Here is a 15,626-nt window from a genome sequence, read left to right as displayed (position 1 = left end):
AAGCCTCGCTCATCGAGGTAGTTAGACACAGCCTTTTTCAAGGCTTCGTGCTTGGCCTGAAATTGATATCGATATCGAAGGAAGTGGTTCTTAAAATAGCGTAAGCAAGACACCGGCTTGAGGCCGGTGTCAGGTGATACCTAAATATTTAAAAGTAAAGAGATCTCCATAGAATACGCGTTATAGTTATCTTCTCGTAATAACCGATGACCATCTAACTCGATCACATGAGCTTCAGATGCAAACACATCTAATGCAGGATTCTCCATACCACACATAATGATTTGAGAATTTTTAGGTACATTCTCCATAATCACTTTAACTACTTTTTCATACCTGTGAACGGCTTGTTCTTGCTGGTTAGGAGTATCGACTACAAAAGGAGATGTTGCACAGTTCTGAGCAAATTCACTCTGTCTTAGGATCGCTAGTTGGTATGCAAGCAAACCTCGAGTTCCCTCTGCTGCACCTCCCCCATCAGCTTGTTATAATCTGTTGGGTGTTTAACCTTGCTTAAATTCAGCCCCTCAGCACCAAGAACCTTGATGTTTTCTATCAGGTTTCCCATGAAAAGTTCTCCCAGCTCTTTTCTAGTAGCCGTAGGTAATAACTTTCGCTGGTCTGATTTAAACCTTTTTTGGTTTTGTTCTGCATTCATTAAGATAAGTTTCTGCGTTTCTTTAGAACGAATCACATTATTGTTTACATTTTTTTTAGCAATATTACTTAATACACTTGAGAACGCTGAAGATTCAACCTCATTCCCATCATCTGAAACAATGTATTTTTTGTTGATTCTTGTGACTTCTTCTCTTGCCATTATTAGGTCGGAGTTAACCACATGAAGCTGACTTTTCCTTTTCGCAATCTCATCTTGAATTAGATACACCTGATCCAATACCGCACTTTTATCCGCAAGCAAGACAGCCCTACTAGCTAGTGAGTTATCGTGGTGAGTGCCACACAATGGGCATTCAAGTACATCCCCGGGAATAGACTCCACAGCAAAAGCATAATCTGCTTCTAGTTCATTAGCTGAGTTAACTGCTAGCTCTAATTGTTTTTCCAGGTCATACAACTCAGTTTTAATATCTGTTTGAGTTTCAAACAACCTCACCTGATCCGCTACAAACTGGCTTAGTTCCTCTTGAATTTCTTGCTGAACAATATCGAATTGCTCTTCACTCATCGCGATCGTAGTTTCTGCTGACACCTCTTCTAAGACCTCAATTGCAGAGTCTATTCTTTGAATTTGCGTATTAGCTTCATTTGCAATTATTTTCTGTTCGCAAATGTTCTCTTCGATCTCGAAATGCTCAGGACCAATGTAACCAGAGTGATACTTAACGACAGTAGGCTTCCAATTACGATACTGCCCAAGCCTTTCAAATGACTCCCATGGCTTGCTCCAGCTCTTCAACTGATCAATATAGAATGGCAGGAAATAAAAAGCAGGTGGTGGAACTTGTAATTCAGTCTCATCATCCCGATTAGGGAGCTTGAGCTTAAAGTCAACTAGCTGTGAAAATTCTTCCGAGTAGCGCCCCCCAATACTGGTATACCTTACTCCATTAAGCACTATAGTATTTTGGTAACGAATCACATAGTGCTCAACGCCGTTAACGTTGAAGTAAAGCAGTGCTTTTACATCATTAGACTTCCACTCCTCATCCAGCGCTGGCTCACAGCCTAGCGCCCAGAATATGTTTTTTACTAATGTAGACTTACCAATACTATTGTCTTTTCCTGTAACTAGATTCAATCTCTTGGGAAATTCGAACTGATTCGCAAGTCTTTTCGAATCTGATACTAGAACTAATCGTTTGAATTGCAAGCTTTTCATTTTTTCTTTTCCTCAAGTTCCTAATTAGTAATTTATAGCTTTGGTTCATGATTAGTCCTTTAGGTAAAGGTAAAGCACCTCTGCCGTAATCTCTTCGTCATCATTAAAAGAGTCTACTGGAAAATCAGCTTTGATCTTTGATACCTGAGCTGCAAAACCATCCCTTAATGAGCTGTATTGATCAGGATCTATGGATTTGATGCAATCCTCAAGCTGTTTCATTCTGTTAATATCAAACGCGGTCAGCATCCCTGTTCTCTGAAGTAATAACTTTTCTATTCTTCTTCGATACTTTTTGAAAGTAGGAAAGTTCCACCCCATATCATCTTTTAAGCTACTTAAGTCGCTTATCATACGCTCAGTGGAAGGATGTGTGGTGTTCACTGCTATGACTTCTTTGACTTTATATGATGTCAGAGACTTCTCATCGACAAGTCTTTCCCAATCAGGGAAATCATACTTCACGCATCCTTTCCTATGAATTTCATCAATGATGGCTCTATAAATTGAAACCGCGTTACACATACCATTAGGAAATAGTGAGTCAACGAGATCTGAAAATTTAGTAATTACATACTCTCGTTGATTCTCTAACCTAATTGTAGGTATGATGAACTTTAGATTGTTAGGGATTTGGCTTTCTCCTAACTCAGACTCAATTTTTATTGTAAGTTCTTTTTTACAAGCTTCTGATAAGTCACCTATAGTTATTACATCAAGTTTAAGCTCATTATTATTCTGATCGAGATTAAAACCGTTGGAAGCGACCAAGCCTATTTCAGTTATCCTGTCAGTATATTTAGTTCCAACGCATGAGCTAAGAAGCTTCCCTAAGACGGAGTTCTTTTCTCCTTTTTTGGCTGCTGAGCGTTTTGTTAAGGAATCTACAGTGTATCGAGCGCCAGTCTTATTTTTCACTTGATAGAAATCAAACTGCGCCTTCTGACCATCCATGGAGTCAGCTATAACTACGTCTTCGTGATACTCAAGAAGTAAAGCATAGTCTTGCTGCTTATGATGCTTTTGCAGAATTTTGCATAGTGCCCAGTGAAACTGGAACTCGTACTTTGCAAAAGTCTCCGCTCCAGACGTTTCTCTTTGGGGTTCATTTAGAATGTTGTCGACCATGTGATCCAACCATAACGAAGCCAACTCTTTGAAGAAATTTTAGTAACTGCATGATATCACATGTAAAACTATGAAATGAACGGCCATAATATTTACAGGTAGGTATGGGCGTTGTTGACTAAACCTAAGTGAGCTAAACTTGATAGCGTACTGGGCGGTTTAGCTTTTTAACTACCCCTTCTTCTTCGGCGCGCCTCAACCAATCAGTTAGCTGTGCTTTGTGTAACTGTGTGCGTTCAGCCAACTCATCAACGGAGACTGGTACCTTTGCTAACCATTGAAGCTCGGTGGTGAATAACTGATAAAAATCGATATAGTTTGATAGTGCAGCCTCATTTTCAATATGTCGTTCTTTGGTGGTGTCAATATCTACCCACTGCTCGGGAACCTCACTATCGCGTGCAACATCATAAACCGCTGTCTCTGGTTCGGTCTCAGTAAACAATTCTGGCTGAGAAAGCATAGAAAAGAGATCGGTCTGTTCTTCTTTCGCATGATTCACACCACAGCCTTCATGGCTCATTAAATCGGCAATGGTGAATGAGTAAGCATCAGCCTCCAACCAACGGCCACCTTTGACTACCAGGTCTGCATTGGCTGCATCTTTGTCCGTTGTATGTTTAACCCACAGTGGTACCCAAGCTTTTTTCAGGTTTTCTTCTGCCCCGTTTATTGTCCCTCCTTTCTTTCCAGAGTGAATAACTAAAGAACTATCAGCCAAGCAGTAGATGTATTTATTGCGGGCCATTGCATTACCGGCATTGAAGCCCGATTCGGGGTAAAAAGGTGATATCAAGACGGTATGCCCATCCATCAAGCCTTTTCGCCACTTGCTGCTGGTCGCAGCTTTTAGCAGGCTATCTGCCATCACCCCGATCACCGCACCACCTTGTTTGATGGCCCCTTGCATTGCCGTCTCATCGACACCGCGAGCTCCACCGGAGACAATCGCAACTCCCTCTGAGGCAGCCTTGAAACCCACCTGATCTGTAAAAGCCAAGTCCGACACACTGGCGTTGCGTGAGCCAATAACAGCCAATCCGCCGGCATTCAACAGAGCTTTGTTACCACACCCAAATAACACTGCTGGTGAGTCTGTTTTTAGTCGCTTTTTTAGGCGTTTTGGATACTCGGGGTCGGAACGGGTAACCACCCAGAGTCCAGCCCGTTGCCACTTTTCCATCGCAAGTGCAAGACTATGCCCACGATTCAGCAACTCAATAATTCGCTCGGTACTGATACGCGTATCATGCCAACCATTTAGTAAAGTCTTAGGGTCCGTCACCAACAGATCGGCTGGCGTGGCAGATTTCTCTTTCAGCCACAACGCAAATCTTCCCCATTCCGCATTGGTAAGTGGCTTGGCGGTTTCGCTACTGGCTTTTGAGAAGTAACTTGTCAATAGCAGCGTAGCTTGTGCTGTAGGTGACAATAAGCTTGAAATATTCATGAATCTTTTACCGATGAAGAGGCAAGGGCTACGGGATAAACTGGACCACTTCCTGCCTGCTGTAATAGTGCTGCGATGACTGTTAATGTCCAGCCGGAATCTACAACATCATCAACCAGAAGAACCGGTTGTCCCGGATAACGCTGAGAAACTTCAAATGCACCATCTAGATTTCGGCATTGATGGAAGCGATTTTGCTGAACTTTTTGTGGTTGGTTGTCTTTCACCTTGCTGATTGCATCTATGAATGGTAAGCCCAAGCGAACAGCCAAGCGACGAGCAAAGTCCGGCACCAATTCAGGGTGGTTACGGGATGGAACACAACACACCCACAGTGGCGCTGGGTTAGGCTGCCAACGCTGCTGGATCATTTCCACCATGGCATCAACCAGTTCATCGTTGAAACGTCCAGCGTGCTTGTTGTCAGCAACTAAACGCCCCCAGCCAGCATCCCCCCAGCGAGACAAAACACGCCCCTCTTGTGCGCGAAGATGTTGAGGTAAATTACCGCGAAATCCGTATTCCAGAAACGCATTAGATGCGACTTGGGCTTTGGGCTCAATCACCATTTCTGCGTGCTTAAGGAATGTACCCGCACGATGAGCCAAAATAGGATCAACATATACATTGATCTCCGGGTGGCCAAGGCAAGATGAGCATTTACCGCAAGATGTTGGATCGAAATCATCTAGAGCTCGACGCAGAAACGTCATTTTGCAACCGATATCTGTAATGTATGCCTGAACCTCCAGCCATTCTTGGACACGTTGTCTAGTAAGATGGGCGATACGATTATGGTCCATTCGGTAATGAACTGGCGTTCTGAGCCACCGGCTACCGTCTTTGATAACAGGTGCCGGGTTTTCCACGCTGAGCAGCTTAAGCACTTTTTCAATCTGGCTATGACGCAGGTTCGTGTGCTCTTCAATACTTCGAAGGGTTAAGCCATCACTCTGCTCCAGTAACTGCAGAATTTCATTAACTTGGCCCTCTGACGGAAATGCTGAAGCCCGAAAAAACTCATGGATGTCCTGATCTTCCACTCCGGACATCAATACACCTACCGCATGATCGATGCCACGCCCTGCACGGCCGACCTGCTGGTAATAAGCGACGATAGAACCAGGTGCTTGATAGTGAATAACGAAGCTTAAGTCTGGCTTGTCGTAGCCCATACCTAAGGCTGTTGTTGCTACTAATACTTTTAATTGATTGTTGAGTAGCAGCCCCTCCAGATGCTGACGGTATGTATCACTGTTTTCAAAATCCTCATTCTCAACGCTACCGTAGTAAGCTCTGGCGTCGATTCCGTTTAACCCTAACCACTTAGCGACTTGCTCGGCATCCCGTACTGTTAAGGTATATATAATGCCAGTACCAGGCAAAGTGGGGATGACTTGCGCTAACCAGGCCAAGCGAGATGCTTGATCTGGCAGTATCATAGCTTGCAACGCGAGGCTTTCACGGGTTAGTGGACCTCGATGGATCTGAATGTCGCCCAGTTGGATTTGAATATCGTCAACCACCCGGTCATTAGCTGTTGCAGTGGTACCAAGTACTGGCGTATTGGCGGGTAACTGACGCAGTATATTGACGATACGTCGATAATCCGGGCGAAAGTCATGGCCCCAGTCGGAGATACAATGGGCCTCATCAATAACCATCAATGCAATACGGTCGGCGATAGGCTGCAACACGGTGTCAATAAAACCATCGTTAGCTAATCGCTCAGGGGAAATTAGTAAACAGTCGATCTGATTAGTAAGAATACGCCGGGTAACCTCTTGCCAATCGGCACTATTGGTCGAGTTCATGGTTTCTGCGACAATGCCTAAACGTTGGGCCGATTCAATCTGGTTACGCATTAACGCCAACAAAGGCGAGACGATTATTGTCGGCCCCATGCCACGATCGCGGAAAATTCTTGTGCTGATAAAGTAAACCGAGCTTTTACCCCAACCTGTGCGCTGCACCACTAACAGTTTCTGACGATGGTTCACCAGCGCATCAATGGCTTCCCATTGGCCTTCACGGAATTCTGCTGAAGGATTGGCCAACGCCGCTTGCAGTAATTGTTGGGCTTGAGCTCGAATCATTATCGTTCCTTGATTGAGATTATGGGTTCACCAAGCATTAGCTTGGCTCGCAGCAAATCGTTGATGCAGTTGATCATCTTGAATTAATCTGACAAGAGCAACACCTTAGCTGTAATCTACATCCCACTTTTCCCACTTTATCTGGCCTCTTCCACCACCTTGGCCTGTTGTAGCCGTTCAAACTTGGCGTGTACCCGGTTTGGGTAGAGGTCGGTGTAGATCTGCCAGAGGATGTTGATGTTTCTATGGCCGGTGACTTGGGCGACTTCATCAATGACGAAGCCAGCCTCAAACAGACGGCAGGCTCCTTCGCGGCGTAGGTCGTGCCAGCGTAAGTCTTCAATACCAAGCTCCGTTCTGACTCGCTGAAAACCTGCGGTGACGCTCTTGCTGTTGTAGGGGAAGATGCGATCGTCGGCTCTGGGCTGACGTTTGAGGATCTCCCAAGCCTCGCCGAGCAGGGGCACCAGCATATGGTTCCCTATCTTTTTTCTCGGGTCTTTGCGGTCTTCAACCAACACAGCCCGGTTTTTCTCATCCACGCCAGACCACTTGATCTTGCATACCTCGCTTATCCGCATGCAGCTCAGGATGGCGAAGTTGAGAAGAGCGGTGTAGGGGATCTTGGCCATGCCGCGGCTCTGTCGTTTTTCCAGTCCCAGAATAATCCGATCGAGTTCATCGCTCACCGGACGTCGGGTGCGCTTCTGGGCTTTCCCCACCAGTTTCAGGTTGTTAAGGGTCTTACGAGCTTCAAGGATGAGCTTGTTGTCGACCGGGATATTGAAGACGGGGTTGGCGGCAGCAAATACGGAGCCAAGGTAGCTGATATCGTGGGCTATGGTGGCAGGCGAGGCTCCCGCATCCCTTCTGGCCTGACAGTGGTCGACCAGATCCTTGATGGTGAGCTGATCAGCGTTGAGCTTAGCGATATCGCAATCGGCTACCAGATCGAGGCAGTAGGCTTTGGTTCTGCCTATGGTGGGGCTGATGGCTGGGTGATCGCGGTAGAGGGCGATAAGCTCGCGGATAGTGGGGACGGGTTGCACCAGGCCAGGCAAACCATCCCGCTCGATCATCGTCACCATCTGCATCCCCCAGCTCTTGGCGTCTGACTGTCTGCCAAAGGTACGGGATTCTCGGTATACTACCTCTTCGCCTTTATGTTCCCTGACGGTACAGCGATAGCGTAACTCGCCTTTGCTGGTCTTACGTTTTTCTATTGTGTAGCCGGCCATAGATACCTCGTGGAGTACACCTGCCCCATGAAATGGTGGGGCAGATATGGGGCAGGATCAATCAACAAATGTCTGGAAACACCCGCAAATGACTCAGAAACAAATCAGTGAAAACCCCGTTAAATCAGGCTCTGAGGCCATATCTGGCAAGCCTGCCCACCGCCAGACATTCTCGATTGCCCCCATGCTGGACTGGACCGATCGGCATTGCCGTTATTTCCACCGTCTGATGACCCGCCAGACACTGCTCTATACCGAGATGGTGACCACGGGCGCCATCATCCATGGCAAAGGGGACTATCTGGGTTACAGCGAACAGGAACATCCCCTCGCCCTGCAGCTGGGTGGCAGCAATCCGGCGGACCTGGCCCGTTGTGCCAAGCTGGCCGAGGAGCGCGGCTATGACGAGATCAACCTCAACGTGGGTTGCCCCTCCGATCGCGTCCAGAACGGCCGTTTCGGCGCCTGTCTGATGGGGGAGCCCGCCCTGGTGGCCGACTGCGTCAAGGCGATGCGCGATGTGGTGGGCATTCCGGTGACAGTGAAGACCCGCATCGGCATCGATGATCAGGACTCCTACAAATTCTTGCAGGCCTTCATCGAGCAGGTGCGCGATGCCGGCTGCGAGACCTTCATCGTCCACGCCCGCAAGGCCTGGCTGAGCGGCCTGAGCCCGAAAGAGAACCGCGAGATCCCGCCGCTGGACTACCCGCGCGTCTATCAGGTCAAGCAGGACTATCCCGAGCTGACCATAGCCCTCAACGGCGGGGTCAACTCCCTCGAACGGACCCTGGAGCACCTGCAACAGGTGGACGGGGTCATGATGGGGCGCGAGGCGTACCAGAACCCCTATATCCTGGCCGAAGTCGACAGTCGGATATTCGGTCTGGGGGGCGAGGTGCCGAGCCGCCACGAGGTGGTGCGCATGATGCTGCCCTACATGGAGCAGGAGCTGGCCAAGGGCAACTACCTCTCCCACATGACCCGTCATATGCTGGGCCTGTTCCAGAACATGCAGGGGGCCCGCGCCTGGCGCCGCCACCTGAGCGAGAACGCCTGCAAACCCGGGGCCGGCATCCAGGTGGTGCTGGACGCCATGGCCAAGGTGCCCGAGTTCGCCCCGGCCGAATCGGTGGAGTAAACATGTATCGCTTCACCGGTTCCTGGCTGCACAAGGCGCTGGTTCGCCTCTGTGCCGGCATGCTGGCCATCCTCGGCATCAAGCTCAGCGCCTTCTACCTGCTCGGGCTCCTGATAGTGCTCGGTCTGCACAGGGAGCAGTTGCTCGGCTGACCCCGTCGGCCCTCAGGCAAGAAAAAGCCGGAACAGCGATGTTCCGGCTTTTTTATCGGGATGGTGGCGCCCGCTCACTCCTCCAGCGCCACAAACTGCAATTCCGGAGGGGAAGAGGTCAGCACATCGGCGCAGTAATCCCAGGTCGAGATGCGATAGTGCTGCAAGTCCTCGTCCAGGTGCAGTCCATCGGACTCCTGATGGAACCAGCTGGCGAAGCGGGACGGTGTGATCAGCTGGATCTGCTCCTCGATGACGTGGCTGTCCCGCCCTTCCGCCAGATCGCAATCCTCCATCACCCTTACGGCGAAGATATGGCGGAAACTGACCCGGCACAGCGGCTGCGGCGGCAGATCTATGCTGCGGGCACGCCCCAACACAACCGTCAGATTGTCACTCCAGATATCCTGATGCAGTTCGGCCACAACCAGGCCGGGGGGAAGTTGGCGGGAGGGTGCCCAGGGCACAGCCACCTGCCGGATGGCATTCTTCTGTTCCATATCCACCTCACTACAGCGCATGCCATATCCTGAGTGTATCTGAAACAAATTTTAACGAAGATGGCAAGAAAAAACCCGGCAGGCGCCGGGTTTCATTTGATTACTTTACGCGATTACTTGACGGCGTCTTTCAGCGCCTTGCCTGCCACAAAGGACGGCACATTGGCGGCTGCAATCTGGATCTCTTTACCAGTTTGCGGGTTGCGACCGGTGCGGCCCGCGCGATGGTTGACCTTGAAGGTACCAAAACCCACCAACTGAACGGCATCGCCCTCTTTCAGGCTCTGGGTAATACCATTGATGATCTCTTCCAGAGCAACTTTGGCCTGAGCTTTGCTCAGGTCTGCTTTGGCGGCAATTGCATCGACAAGTTGAGCTTTGTTCATAACATTTCCTTTATGATCGGGCATTTAGCACCGGGCCACTCTATTCAAAAAAAAACACTCAGGCAAAGGCTTTATCAGCCGGATTGGCTTGAATGCTGGGGTTTTCATCAAGATCTGCGGAAATAGTCACATATCTCGCCCCTGCGTCCTCCTGACAAGCGACACGGGACCAGAAACCGACGGAGACTTGTATGCAAACCCCCGCCTGATGTAACAATATCCCCACACTCCTATTGACGGTCAACAGGATTTTCCCTAGTTATAGGAGTGTCGTCAGTCGCTGAGAATGACCGAAGGCCTGCAGCCATCGCGCTTCATGCCATGCCCATGGAGGGACTATGTTAACTGAACTGGAACAAACCAAGCGCGCGTTGGCAGGCAAGCACAGGGCAATCGATGACTGGCTGGATGCCAGGCAGGCATTGCTGGTCGAGTACATGCGGCTGGCCGGGCTCATGCCCACCAAGTCCAAGCAACGCTCCCTTCCCGGTCATGTCGAACTGCAACGCTTCTGCGAGCAGCTGGTCGACTATGTCAGCGCCGGTCATTTCGAGATCTACAACCACGTGGTCACCGCCTTCGAGCAAGCCAGCGGTGACAAGCTGGAGCTGGCCAAACGCATCTATCCCCATATCCGCGCCTGCACCGAGTTTGCCCTGGAGTTCAACGACAAATACAGCAATGCCGACGAGGCCCAGCTGTTGCAGCTCGATGAAGATCTGAATCAGCTGGGTCCGGTGCTGGAGGACAGATTCAAGCAGGAGGACAGGCTGGTCAAGGCGCTTCAGGTGGTCGAATCCCTCAGCCGCTAGCGGGTCTGATGCTCAATATCGGAGCCAGTTCAACATCCTGATGCACCGGCTAGATTACACTCTGGGCATGGATGGTTAGCACTGTGCTCGCACGCAGACCGGAGATGAACATGGCCGAGCGCCGCCACTTTACCCGAATCTTCTATTTGACCGCCGCCAAGCTGACGCAAGGGGTGCACCAGTGGCGTACCCAGCTGGTGGATGTCTCCCTGCAGGGCGCCCTGCTCATCAGGCCCGAGGATTGGGTCGGCAGCGACGACAAGGAGTACGAGATCTGTTTCATGCTGGGCGGCAGTGACATCGAGATCAAGATGCAGGTCGAACTGACCCACGAGGCCAGCAAGAAGCTGGGCTTCTACTGCCACCACATCGACATCGACAGCGCCACTCACCTCAAGCGGATGATAGAACTGAACATAGGTGAGGAGCAGCTGCTGTATCGCGAGCTGGAGCAGTTGCTGCAAGAGCACAGGGAGCACAATCCCCCCTCCTGATCCGCCGTCATGTCTAGTCCTGAAATAGGTTTACACATTTTCGTCTAGCTTCACGTGACTCAGAACCCCCGATGCACCGCATCGGGGGTTCTGTATTTCAACGCATGATGTGGCCGCTCCAGGTTGTAAATATCCACCGCCTCACGCACCATCTCCCGCGCTTGCGCCAGGTCCTGCGGGCTTTGCAACAACAACTCTCCTTTCAAAATCCCGTTCACCCGCTCCGCCAACGCATTCTGGTAACAGTCATAGCCATCCGTCATCGAGCACCGCACACCATGCCGCTCATGCAATGACTGATACAGGCCCGAGCAATACTGCACGCCGCGGTCCGAGTGATGGATAAGCTCCCCGCCGCCACGCCGTTGCTTCAGCGCCTGTCTGAACGCCATCGCCACCGACTCGGCGTGCATCCCTTCGTGCACGTGATGACCCACTATCTTGCGTGAGTAAGCATCCGTCACCAGGCTCAGGTACAGCGGCCCGCTCCTGGCTGGCAGATAAGTAATGTCGGCGACCCAGACTTGCTCTGGAGCCACCGGCGTGACCTGCTCAGGCCCTGCCTTGAGCAAGTTGGGATGACGGTAGAAGCGGTGAAAACTGTGAGTAGTCTTGTGATACGCCCGCCTGGGCTGCACCAGCAGGCGGTGCTCGGCCAATATCTGAAACAGCCTGTCCCGCCCGACCTTCAGCCCGCCATCATCCTGACCCTGAAGCAGATAATGCAGCTTGCGGGCGCCCACCCGCGGCTGGCGTAACCGTACCTGACGCACGTAACGCACCACCTGCAGCCCCTGTGCATGGCGCAGGTCTGCAACCCGATTGCGCTTGTAGTAAGCCTGACGGCTTATCCCCAGAAACAGGCAAGCCCTGACGATGGTCAGCCTCTGGACTTGCCGCTGCGAGAGGACTTGCCGGGTCGCTTTTTTACGATGGAGACGCCGTAGTCGTTCTTCAATACATCGACGACGGCCTCAAAGAACTGGGCCTTCTGGCTCATCAGCGCCAGCTGCTGCTCGAGTTCCTTGATGCGCTGTTCGGGCGTCTGGTTGTCGGGGTTAGGCATGGTGATACTCCTGCCGGCGCGCACAGAAGCCCCCTGGCTCCAATCCTGCCGACCATGTTTACGCAACCATACCAGAACGGTGGAGTTGCCCTGAATGCCGTATCGGGCTTGTGCCTGTTGGCAGGTGAGCTCACCTTTTTCAATCTGCTCGACCACGGCTAATTTAAAAGTCAGCGAGTAATCGCGCTGTGTCCGTTTCACACCTTGTCCCATCGGGTTCTCCATTGATTGGGGGGAAAGGTGTAAACCATATTCAGGACGGGACAGCTACAACAAAAGGGGAGCCAATATGGCTCCCCTCTCTTTTCCTCTCCCCCTCATGGTGAGGAGGCCAGAAGCTGTTCACGACCTGTCGCGAGAAGGCGTCAGCAAGGTGAAGAGCAGCGCAGGAACCGGAGCGTATAGATATACGTGAGGATTCCGAGCAGCACATGAGCCTTGATCACGGCTTCGCAGTAAGATCGTGAACAGTTTCTCAGGGGGTCAGCTCGCCGCGCAGGGACTGCTGCATCAGCTCGCGGATGCGCGGGGCGGGCAGATCCTGGCTCAGCAGGAAGTGCAGCTTGGTGAGCGCCGCCTCGGCTGTCATGTCGAAGCCCGAGATGACACCGGCCCGGGAGAGGGCGTTGCCGGTGGCATAGCCCCCCATGTTGACCTTGCCGTGCAGGCACTGGCTCAGGTTGACTATGATGACGCCCCGGGCGGATGCCTCGGAGAGCAGCGCCAGCATGGCCGGGTTCTGCGGCGCATTGCCCACCCCGAAGGAGAGCAGGATCAGCGCCCGCACCGGTTGCTGCAAGATGTTGGCGATCACCTCGGCCGAGATGCCGGGATAGAGGGTCACCACACCGATGGGCTGGGGGGTGATGTCGTGCAGCACCAGCGGACGCTCGGACGGCACGCCCAGCTCCCCCGCTTCCAGGGAGATGGCGATGCCGGCATTGAGCAGCGGCGGGTAGTTCGGCGAATCGAAGGCGTGGAAGCCGTCCGCGTGCACCTTCTTGCTTCGGTTGCCGCGATAGAGCTGATTGTTGAAAAACAGCGTCACCTCGTGGATCGGGTAGTTGGCCGCGATATAGAGGGCATTGAGCAGGTTTTGCTGGCCGTCGGAGCGCAGCTCGGCGAGCGGGATCTGGGAGCCGGTGATGATGACCGGCTTGTGCAGATCTTCGAGCATGAAGGAGAGAGCCGAGGCGGTGAACGACATGGTGTCGGTACCGTGCAGGATCACGAAGCCGTCGTACTGCTCGTAGTTGTCACGAATGTCCTCGGCGATGCGCTGCCAGTCCGCCGGGGTCATGTCGGAGGAGTCGATGAGGGGGGCATATTCGTGGATATGATAATCCGGCATCTCGGGCCGGTGAAACTCGGGCATCCGGGCCAGACAATCTTCCATGAAACCCGCCATCGGCACATAACCGTGGTCGGAACGCTGCATCCCTATGGTGCCGCCCGTGTAGGCGATATAGATAGACTTCTTCACACCCTCTCCTCTCTCTGGACTGACAACCGGCGGACAATTCAAGGTTCAACCGGTTCCTTCACTTCCTATTCCGGTTCCGCTCATGGGCGGGAAACTGGCGAATTATAGAGACTGCCGCTGCAAATGACAGCAGCATTGTTGCGGGCCGGAGCCCCCTCAGGGCATAGTGTTAAATGCCAGGTTAACGCACAGTTTTGAGCATTAATATGATGAACATGGATATAAACGGTGTTTTTTGCTAGTATCCGGCGGATTTTTCATAAATGTCATCTGGATGCCTGATGCAATCGGGCTCGCATCGATCCCATTTTTGCCTGGGACTGGGGCTGTGGCCCCCTCTTGAACTGGCGCCTGCGCCACTCTGTTTTTATCCCGGCTGAATCTGTGAGTCTTTCTCGCCAAAGACACAGCCGATCAACATGGGAGTACCGCATGATACAACTTGATTCCTACGCCACCCTGGTCGCCGCCACCCTGGTGCTGCTGCTCGGCCGTCTGCTGGTCAACCGGATTGGCCCCCTGCGTACCTTCAACATTCCCAAACCGGTGGCAGGCGGCCTGGTGGTCGCCCTGGTGCTGCTGCTGCTGCGCTCCACCATGCAGCTTGAACTGCAATTTGACACCACACTGCAAACCCCGCTGATGCTGGCCTTCTTCGCCTCCATCGGTCTCTCCGCCGATCTGGGCAGCCTCAAGCGCGGCGGCAAGGCGGTGATCACCTTCCTGCTGGTGGTCACCGGCCTGCTGCTGGTGCAAAACAGCCTGGGGGTCGGTCTGGCCACCCTGCTGGGTCTGGACCCGCACATGGGGCTGCTGGCCGGCTCCATCACCCTCTCCGGCGGCCACGGCACAGGCGCGGCCTGGGGCTCCATCTTCACCGAGAAGTACGGGGTGCAATCTGCCGCCGAGCTCGCCATCGCCTGCGCCACCTTCGGCCTGGTGCTGGGAGGCCTGATCGGCGGGCCTGTCGCCCGCTACCTGGTGAAGAAGGTGCAGGTGCCCGGCGAGGAGCACAACCGTGACGGTGCCCCCCAGGGCTTCGAGATGCCGGACATGGAGCGGCCGCTGACCACCTTCAGCCTGATCGAGACCCTGGCCCTGATCGCCATCAGCCTCAAGGGGGGCGAGATGTTCTCCCTCTACCTCAAGGGCAGTGCCCTGGAGCTCCCGGTCTTCGTCTGCGTGCTCTTCGTCGGCGTGCTGCTGCGCAACCTGCTGACCCTGCTCAACTGGCATGAGGTGAGCGACCGCGAGGTTTCTCTGCTCGGCAACGTCAGCCTGTCGCTCTTCCTCGCCATGGCGCTGATGAGCCTGAAGCTGTGGGATCTCGCCAGCCTGGCCCTGCCCATCTTCATCCTGCTGGCCGCCCAGACGGTGGCGATGGCGCTCTACGCCATCTTCGTCACCTTCAGGGTCATGGGCAGCAACTATGACGCGGCCGTGCTGGCGGCAGGCCACTGCGGTTTCGGTCTGGGGGCCACCCCCACCGCCATCGCCAACATGCAGGCCATCACCCAGCGCTTCGGCCCCTCCCACCTGGCGTTCCTGGTGGTGCCCATGGTGGGCGCCTTCTTCATCGACATCATCAACGCCGTGGTGATCAAACTGTTCCTGGCCCTGCCCTTCCTGTAAGCCCGGGCGCCAGACCCCATATGAAAGAGCCCACCTTTTGGTGGGCTCTTTGCTGGCGCTCTCCCGCCACCATTGGTTCTCATCGGGTCGGGGACTCTGCCCCACGCGGCGACAGTCAGCCAGGGCGCATCACAGCCCTGGCCGGATGACGGACAACAAAAAGCCCCGCACTCCAGTGCGGGGCTTTTTACATCGGGCGCCGCAG

The 15,626-nt window shown here is 52.9% G+C and carries 15 protein-coding genes; 5 read left to right on the top strand and 10 right to left on the bottom strand.

The genetic code is table 11. The features are described 5' to 3' along the window. Nucleotides 1-140: 140 nt before the first annotated feature. The 6 genes from ACF2JD_RS15705 to ACF2JD_RS15680 all read right to left on the bottom strand — a co-directional run bounded on the left by ACF2JD_RS15705 (nucleotide 141) and on the right by ACF2JD_RS15680 (nucleotide 7,755). Nucleotides 141-446 carry a hypothetical protein gene (locus ACF2JD_RS15705; protein WP_275057428.1) on the bottom strand — a complete coding sequence of 102 codons (306 nt, stop codon included), beginning with the start codon at nucleotides 444-446 and terminating at the stop codon, nucleotides 141-143. After that, nucleotides 428-1,843 carry a hypothetical protein gene (locus ACF2JD_RS15700; protein WP_440987755.1) on the bottom strand — a complete coding sequence of 472 codons (1,416 nt, stop codon included), beginning with the start codon at nucleotides 1,841-1,843 and terminating at the stop codon, nucleotides 428-430. The genes ACF2JD_RS15705 and ACF2JD_RS15700 overlap by 19 nt, the downstream gene beginning before the upstream one ends. 51 nt (nucleotides 1,844-1,894) lie before the next feature. Next, entirely contained in the window at nucleotides 1,895-2,971 is a 1,077-nt protein-coding gene (locus ACF2JD_RS15695) for a DUF4297 domain-containing protein (RefSeq protein ID WP_275057430.1), read from the bottom strand. Between the two features lie 133 nt (nucleotides 2,972-3,104). Next, on the bottom strand, nucleotides 3,105-4,421 hold the full coding sequence (locus tag ACF2JD_RS15690) for a DNA-processing protein DprA (protein WP_275057431.1): 1,317 nt from the start codon (nucleotides 4,419-4,421) through the stop codon (nucleotides 3,105-3,107). Continuing rightward, complete coding sequence (locus ACF2JD_RS15685) at nucleotides 4,418-6,517, bottom strand: RecQ family ATP-dependent DNA helicase (RefSeq protein ID WP_275057432.1); 2,100 nt, start codon at nucleotides 6,515-6,517, stop codon at nucleotides 4,418-4,420. Before ACF2JD_RS15685 ends, ACF2JD_RS15690 begins: the two co-directional genes overlap by 4 nt. A 137-nt stretch (nucleotides 6,518-6,654) precedes the next feature. After that, nucleotides 6,655-7,755 carry a tyrosine-type recombinase/integrase gene (locus ACF2JD_RS15680; protein ID WP_275057433.1) on the bottom strand — a complete coding sequence of 367 codons (1,101 nt, stop codon included), beginning with the start codon at nucleotides 7,753-7,755 and terminating at the stop codon, nucleotides 6,655-6,657. A gap of 88 nt (nucleotides 7,756-7,843) precedes the next feature. Between ACF2JD_RS15680 and dusA the strand changes: the two genes are divergently transcribed. Together dusA and ACF2JD_RS15670 are read left to right on the top strand one after the other, a co-directional pair. Further along, complete coding sequence (gene dusA / locus ACF2JD_RS15675) at nucleotides 7,844-8,896, top strand: tRNA dihydrouridine(20/20a) synthase DusA (RefSeq protein WP_440987754.1); 1,053 nt, start codon at nucleotides 7,844-7,846, stop codon at nucleotides 8,894-8,896. A 2-nt stretch (nucleotides 8,897-8,898) separates the two neighbouring features. After that, nucleotides 8,899-9,048 carry a hypothetical protein gene (locus ACF2JD_RS15670; RefSeq protein WP_106885023.1) on the top strand — a complete coding sequence of 50 codons (150 nt, stop codon included), beginning with the start codon at nucleotides 8,899-8,901 and terminating at the stop codon, nucleotides 9,046-9,048. A gap of 74 nt (nucleotides 9,049-9,122) precedes the next feature. Here the strand turns inward: ACF2JD_RS15670 and ACF2JD_RS15665 are convergent, their stop codons facing one another. Both ACF2JD_RS15665 and hupA read right to left on the bottom strand, forming a co-directional pair. Then, on the bottom strand, nucleotides 9,123-9,548 hold the full coding sequence (locus ACF2JD_RS15665; RefSeq protein ID WP_106887789.1) for a hypothetical protein: 426 nt from the start codon (nucleotides 9,546-9,548) through the stop codon (nucleotides 9,123-9,125). A gap of 113 nt (nucleotides 9,549-9,661) precedes the next feature. Next, entirely contained in the window at nucleotides 9,662-9,934 is a 273-nt protein-coding gene (gene hupA / locus ACF2JD_RS15660) for a nucleoid-associated protein HU-alpha (RefSeq protein WP_005305063.1), read from the bottom strand. Between the two features lie 338 nt (nucleotides 9,935-10,272). On the opposite strand from hupA, the gene rsd reads away from it, so the two are divergent. Then, nucleotides 10,273-10,746 carry a sigma D regulator gene (gene rsd, locus ACF2JD_RS15655; RefSeq protein WP_106885024.1) on the top strand — a complete coding sequence of 158 codons (474 nt, stop codon included), beginning with the start codon at nucleotides 10,273-10,275 and terminating at the stop codon, nucleotides 10,744-10,746. Between the two features lie 110 nt (nucleotides 10,747-10,856). Next, nucleotides 10,857-11,240, top strand: a complete 384-nt coding sequence (locus tag ACF2JD_RS15650; RefSeq protein WP_106887790.1) for a PilZ domain-containing protein — start codon at nucleotides 10,857-10,859, stop codon at nucleotides 11,238-11,240. A 59-nt stretch (nucleotides 11,241-11,299) separates the two neighbouring features. Here the strand turns inward: ACF2JD_RS15650 and ACF2JD_RS15645 are convergent. Both ACF2JD_RS15645 and ansA read right to left on the bottom strand, forming a co-directional pair. Next, nucleotides 11,300-12,519, bottom strand: a protein-coding gene (locus tag ACF2JD_RS15645) for an IS3 family transposase (RefSeq protein WP_440987753.1) whose coding sequence is annotated in 2 segments (ribosomal slippage) — nucleotides 11,300-12,171 and nucleotides 12,171-12,519 — 1,221 coding nt in all. Because the reading frame shifts where the segments join, the coding sequence is not laid out codon by codon here. 262 nt (nucleotides 12,520-12,781) lie between these two features. Then, nucleotides 12,782-13,789, bottom strand: coding sequence for an asparaginase (ansA, locus tag ACF2JD_RS15640; RefSeq protein ID WP_042648756.1), 1,008 nt, complete (start codon nucleotides 13,787-13,789; stop codon nucleotides 12,782-12,784). Between the two features lie 432 nt (nucleotides 13,790-14,221). Here ansA and gltS point away from each other — a divergent pair, with 432 nt between their 5' ends. Further along, nucleotides 14,222-15,421, top strand: coding sequence for a sodium/glutamate symporter (gene gltS / locus ACF2JD_RS15635; RefSeq protein ID WP_025325999.1), 1,200 nt, complete (start codon nucleotides 14,222-14,224; stop codon nucleotides 15,419-15,421). Nucleotides 15,422-15,626: the final 205 nt, after the last annotated feature.

The organism is Aeromonas ichthyocola (assembly GCF_046087985.1).
In the GTDB taxonomy this organism is placed as follows: Bacteria; Pseudomonadota; Gammaproteobacteria; order Enterobacterales; family Aeromonadaceae; genus Aeromonas; species Aeromonas rivipollensis.
Note: the sequence above shows the minus strand (reverse complement) of the source record. Positions and strands in the feature narration are given on the sequence as shown.

Bases quoted from the DNA above. Each gene is read 5' to 3' on its own strand.
- ACF2JD_RS15700 (WP_440987755.1), bottom strand. From the start codon at position 1,843: ATGAAAAGCTTGCAATTCAAACGATTAGTTCTAGTATCAGATTCGAAA.
- ACF2JD_RS15695 (WP_275057430.1), bottom strand. From the start codon at position 2,971: ATGGTCGACAACATTCTAAATGAACCCCAAAGAGAAACGTCTGGAGCG.
- ACF2JD_RS15690 (WP_275057431.1), bottom strand. From the start codon at position 4,421: ATGAATATTTCAAGCTTATTGTCACCTACAGCACAAGCTACGCTGCTA.
- ACF2JD_RS15685 (WP_275057432.1), bottom strand. From the start codon at position 6,517: ATGATTCGAGCTCAAGCCCAACAATTACTGCAAGCGGCGTTGGCCAAT.
- ACF2JD_RS15680 (WP_275057433.1), bottom strand. From the start codon at position 7,755: ATGGCCGGCTACACAATAGAAAAACGTAAGACCAGCAAAGGCGAGTTA.
- dusA (WP_440987754.1), top strand. From the start codon at position 7,844: ATGACTCAGAAACAAATCAGTGAAAACCCCGTTAAATCAGGCTCTGAG.
- ACF2JD_RS15670 (WP_106885023.1), top strand. From the start codon at position 8,899: ATGTATCGCTTCACCGGTTCCTGGCTGCACAAGGCGCTGGTTCGCCTC.
- ACF2JD_RS15665 (WP_106887789.1), bottom strand. From the start codon at position 9,548: ATGGAACAGAAGAATGCCATCCGGCAGGTGGCTGTGCCCTGGGCACCC.
- hupA (WP_005305063.1), bottom strand. From the start codon at position 9,934: ATGAACAAAGCTCAACTTGTCGATGCAATTGCCGCCAAAGCAGACCTG.
- rsd (WP_106885024.1), top strand. From the start codon at position 10,273: ATGTTAACTGAACTGGAACAAACCAAGCGCGCGTTGGCAGGCAAGCAC.
- ACF2JD_RS15650 (WP_106887790.1), top strand. From the start codon at position 10,857: ATGGCCGAGCGCCGCCACTTTACCCGAATCTTCTATTTGACCGCCGCC.
- gltS (WP_025325999.1), top strand. From the start codon at position 14,222: ATGATACAACTTGATTCCTACGCCACCCTGGTCGCCGCCACCCTGGTG.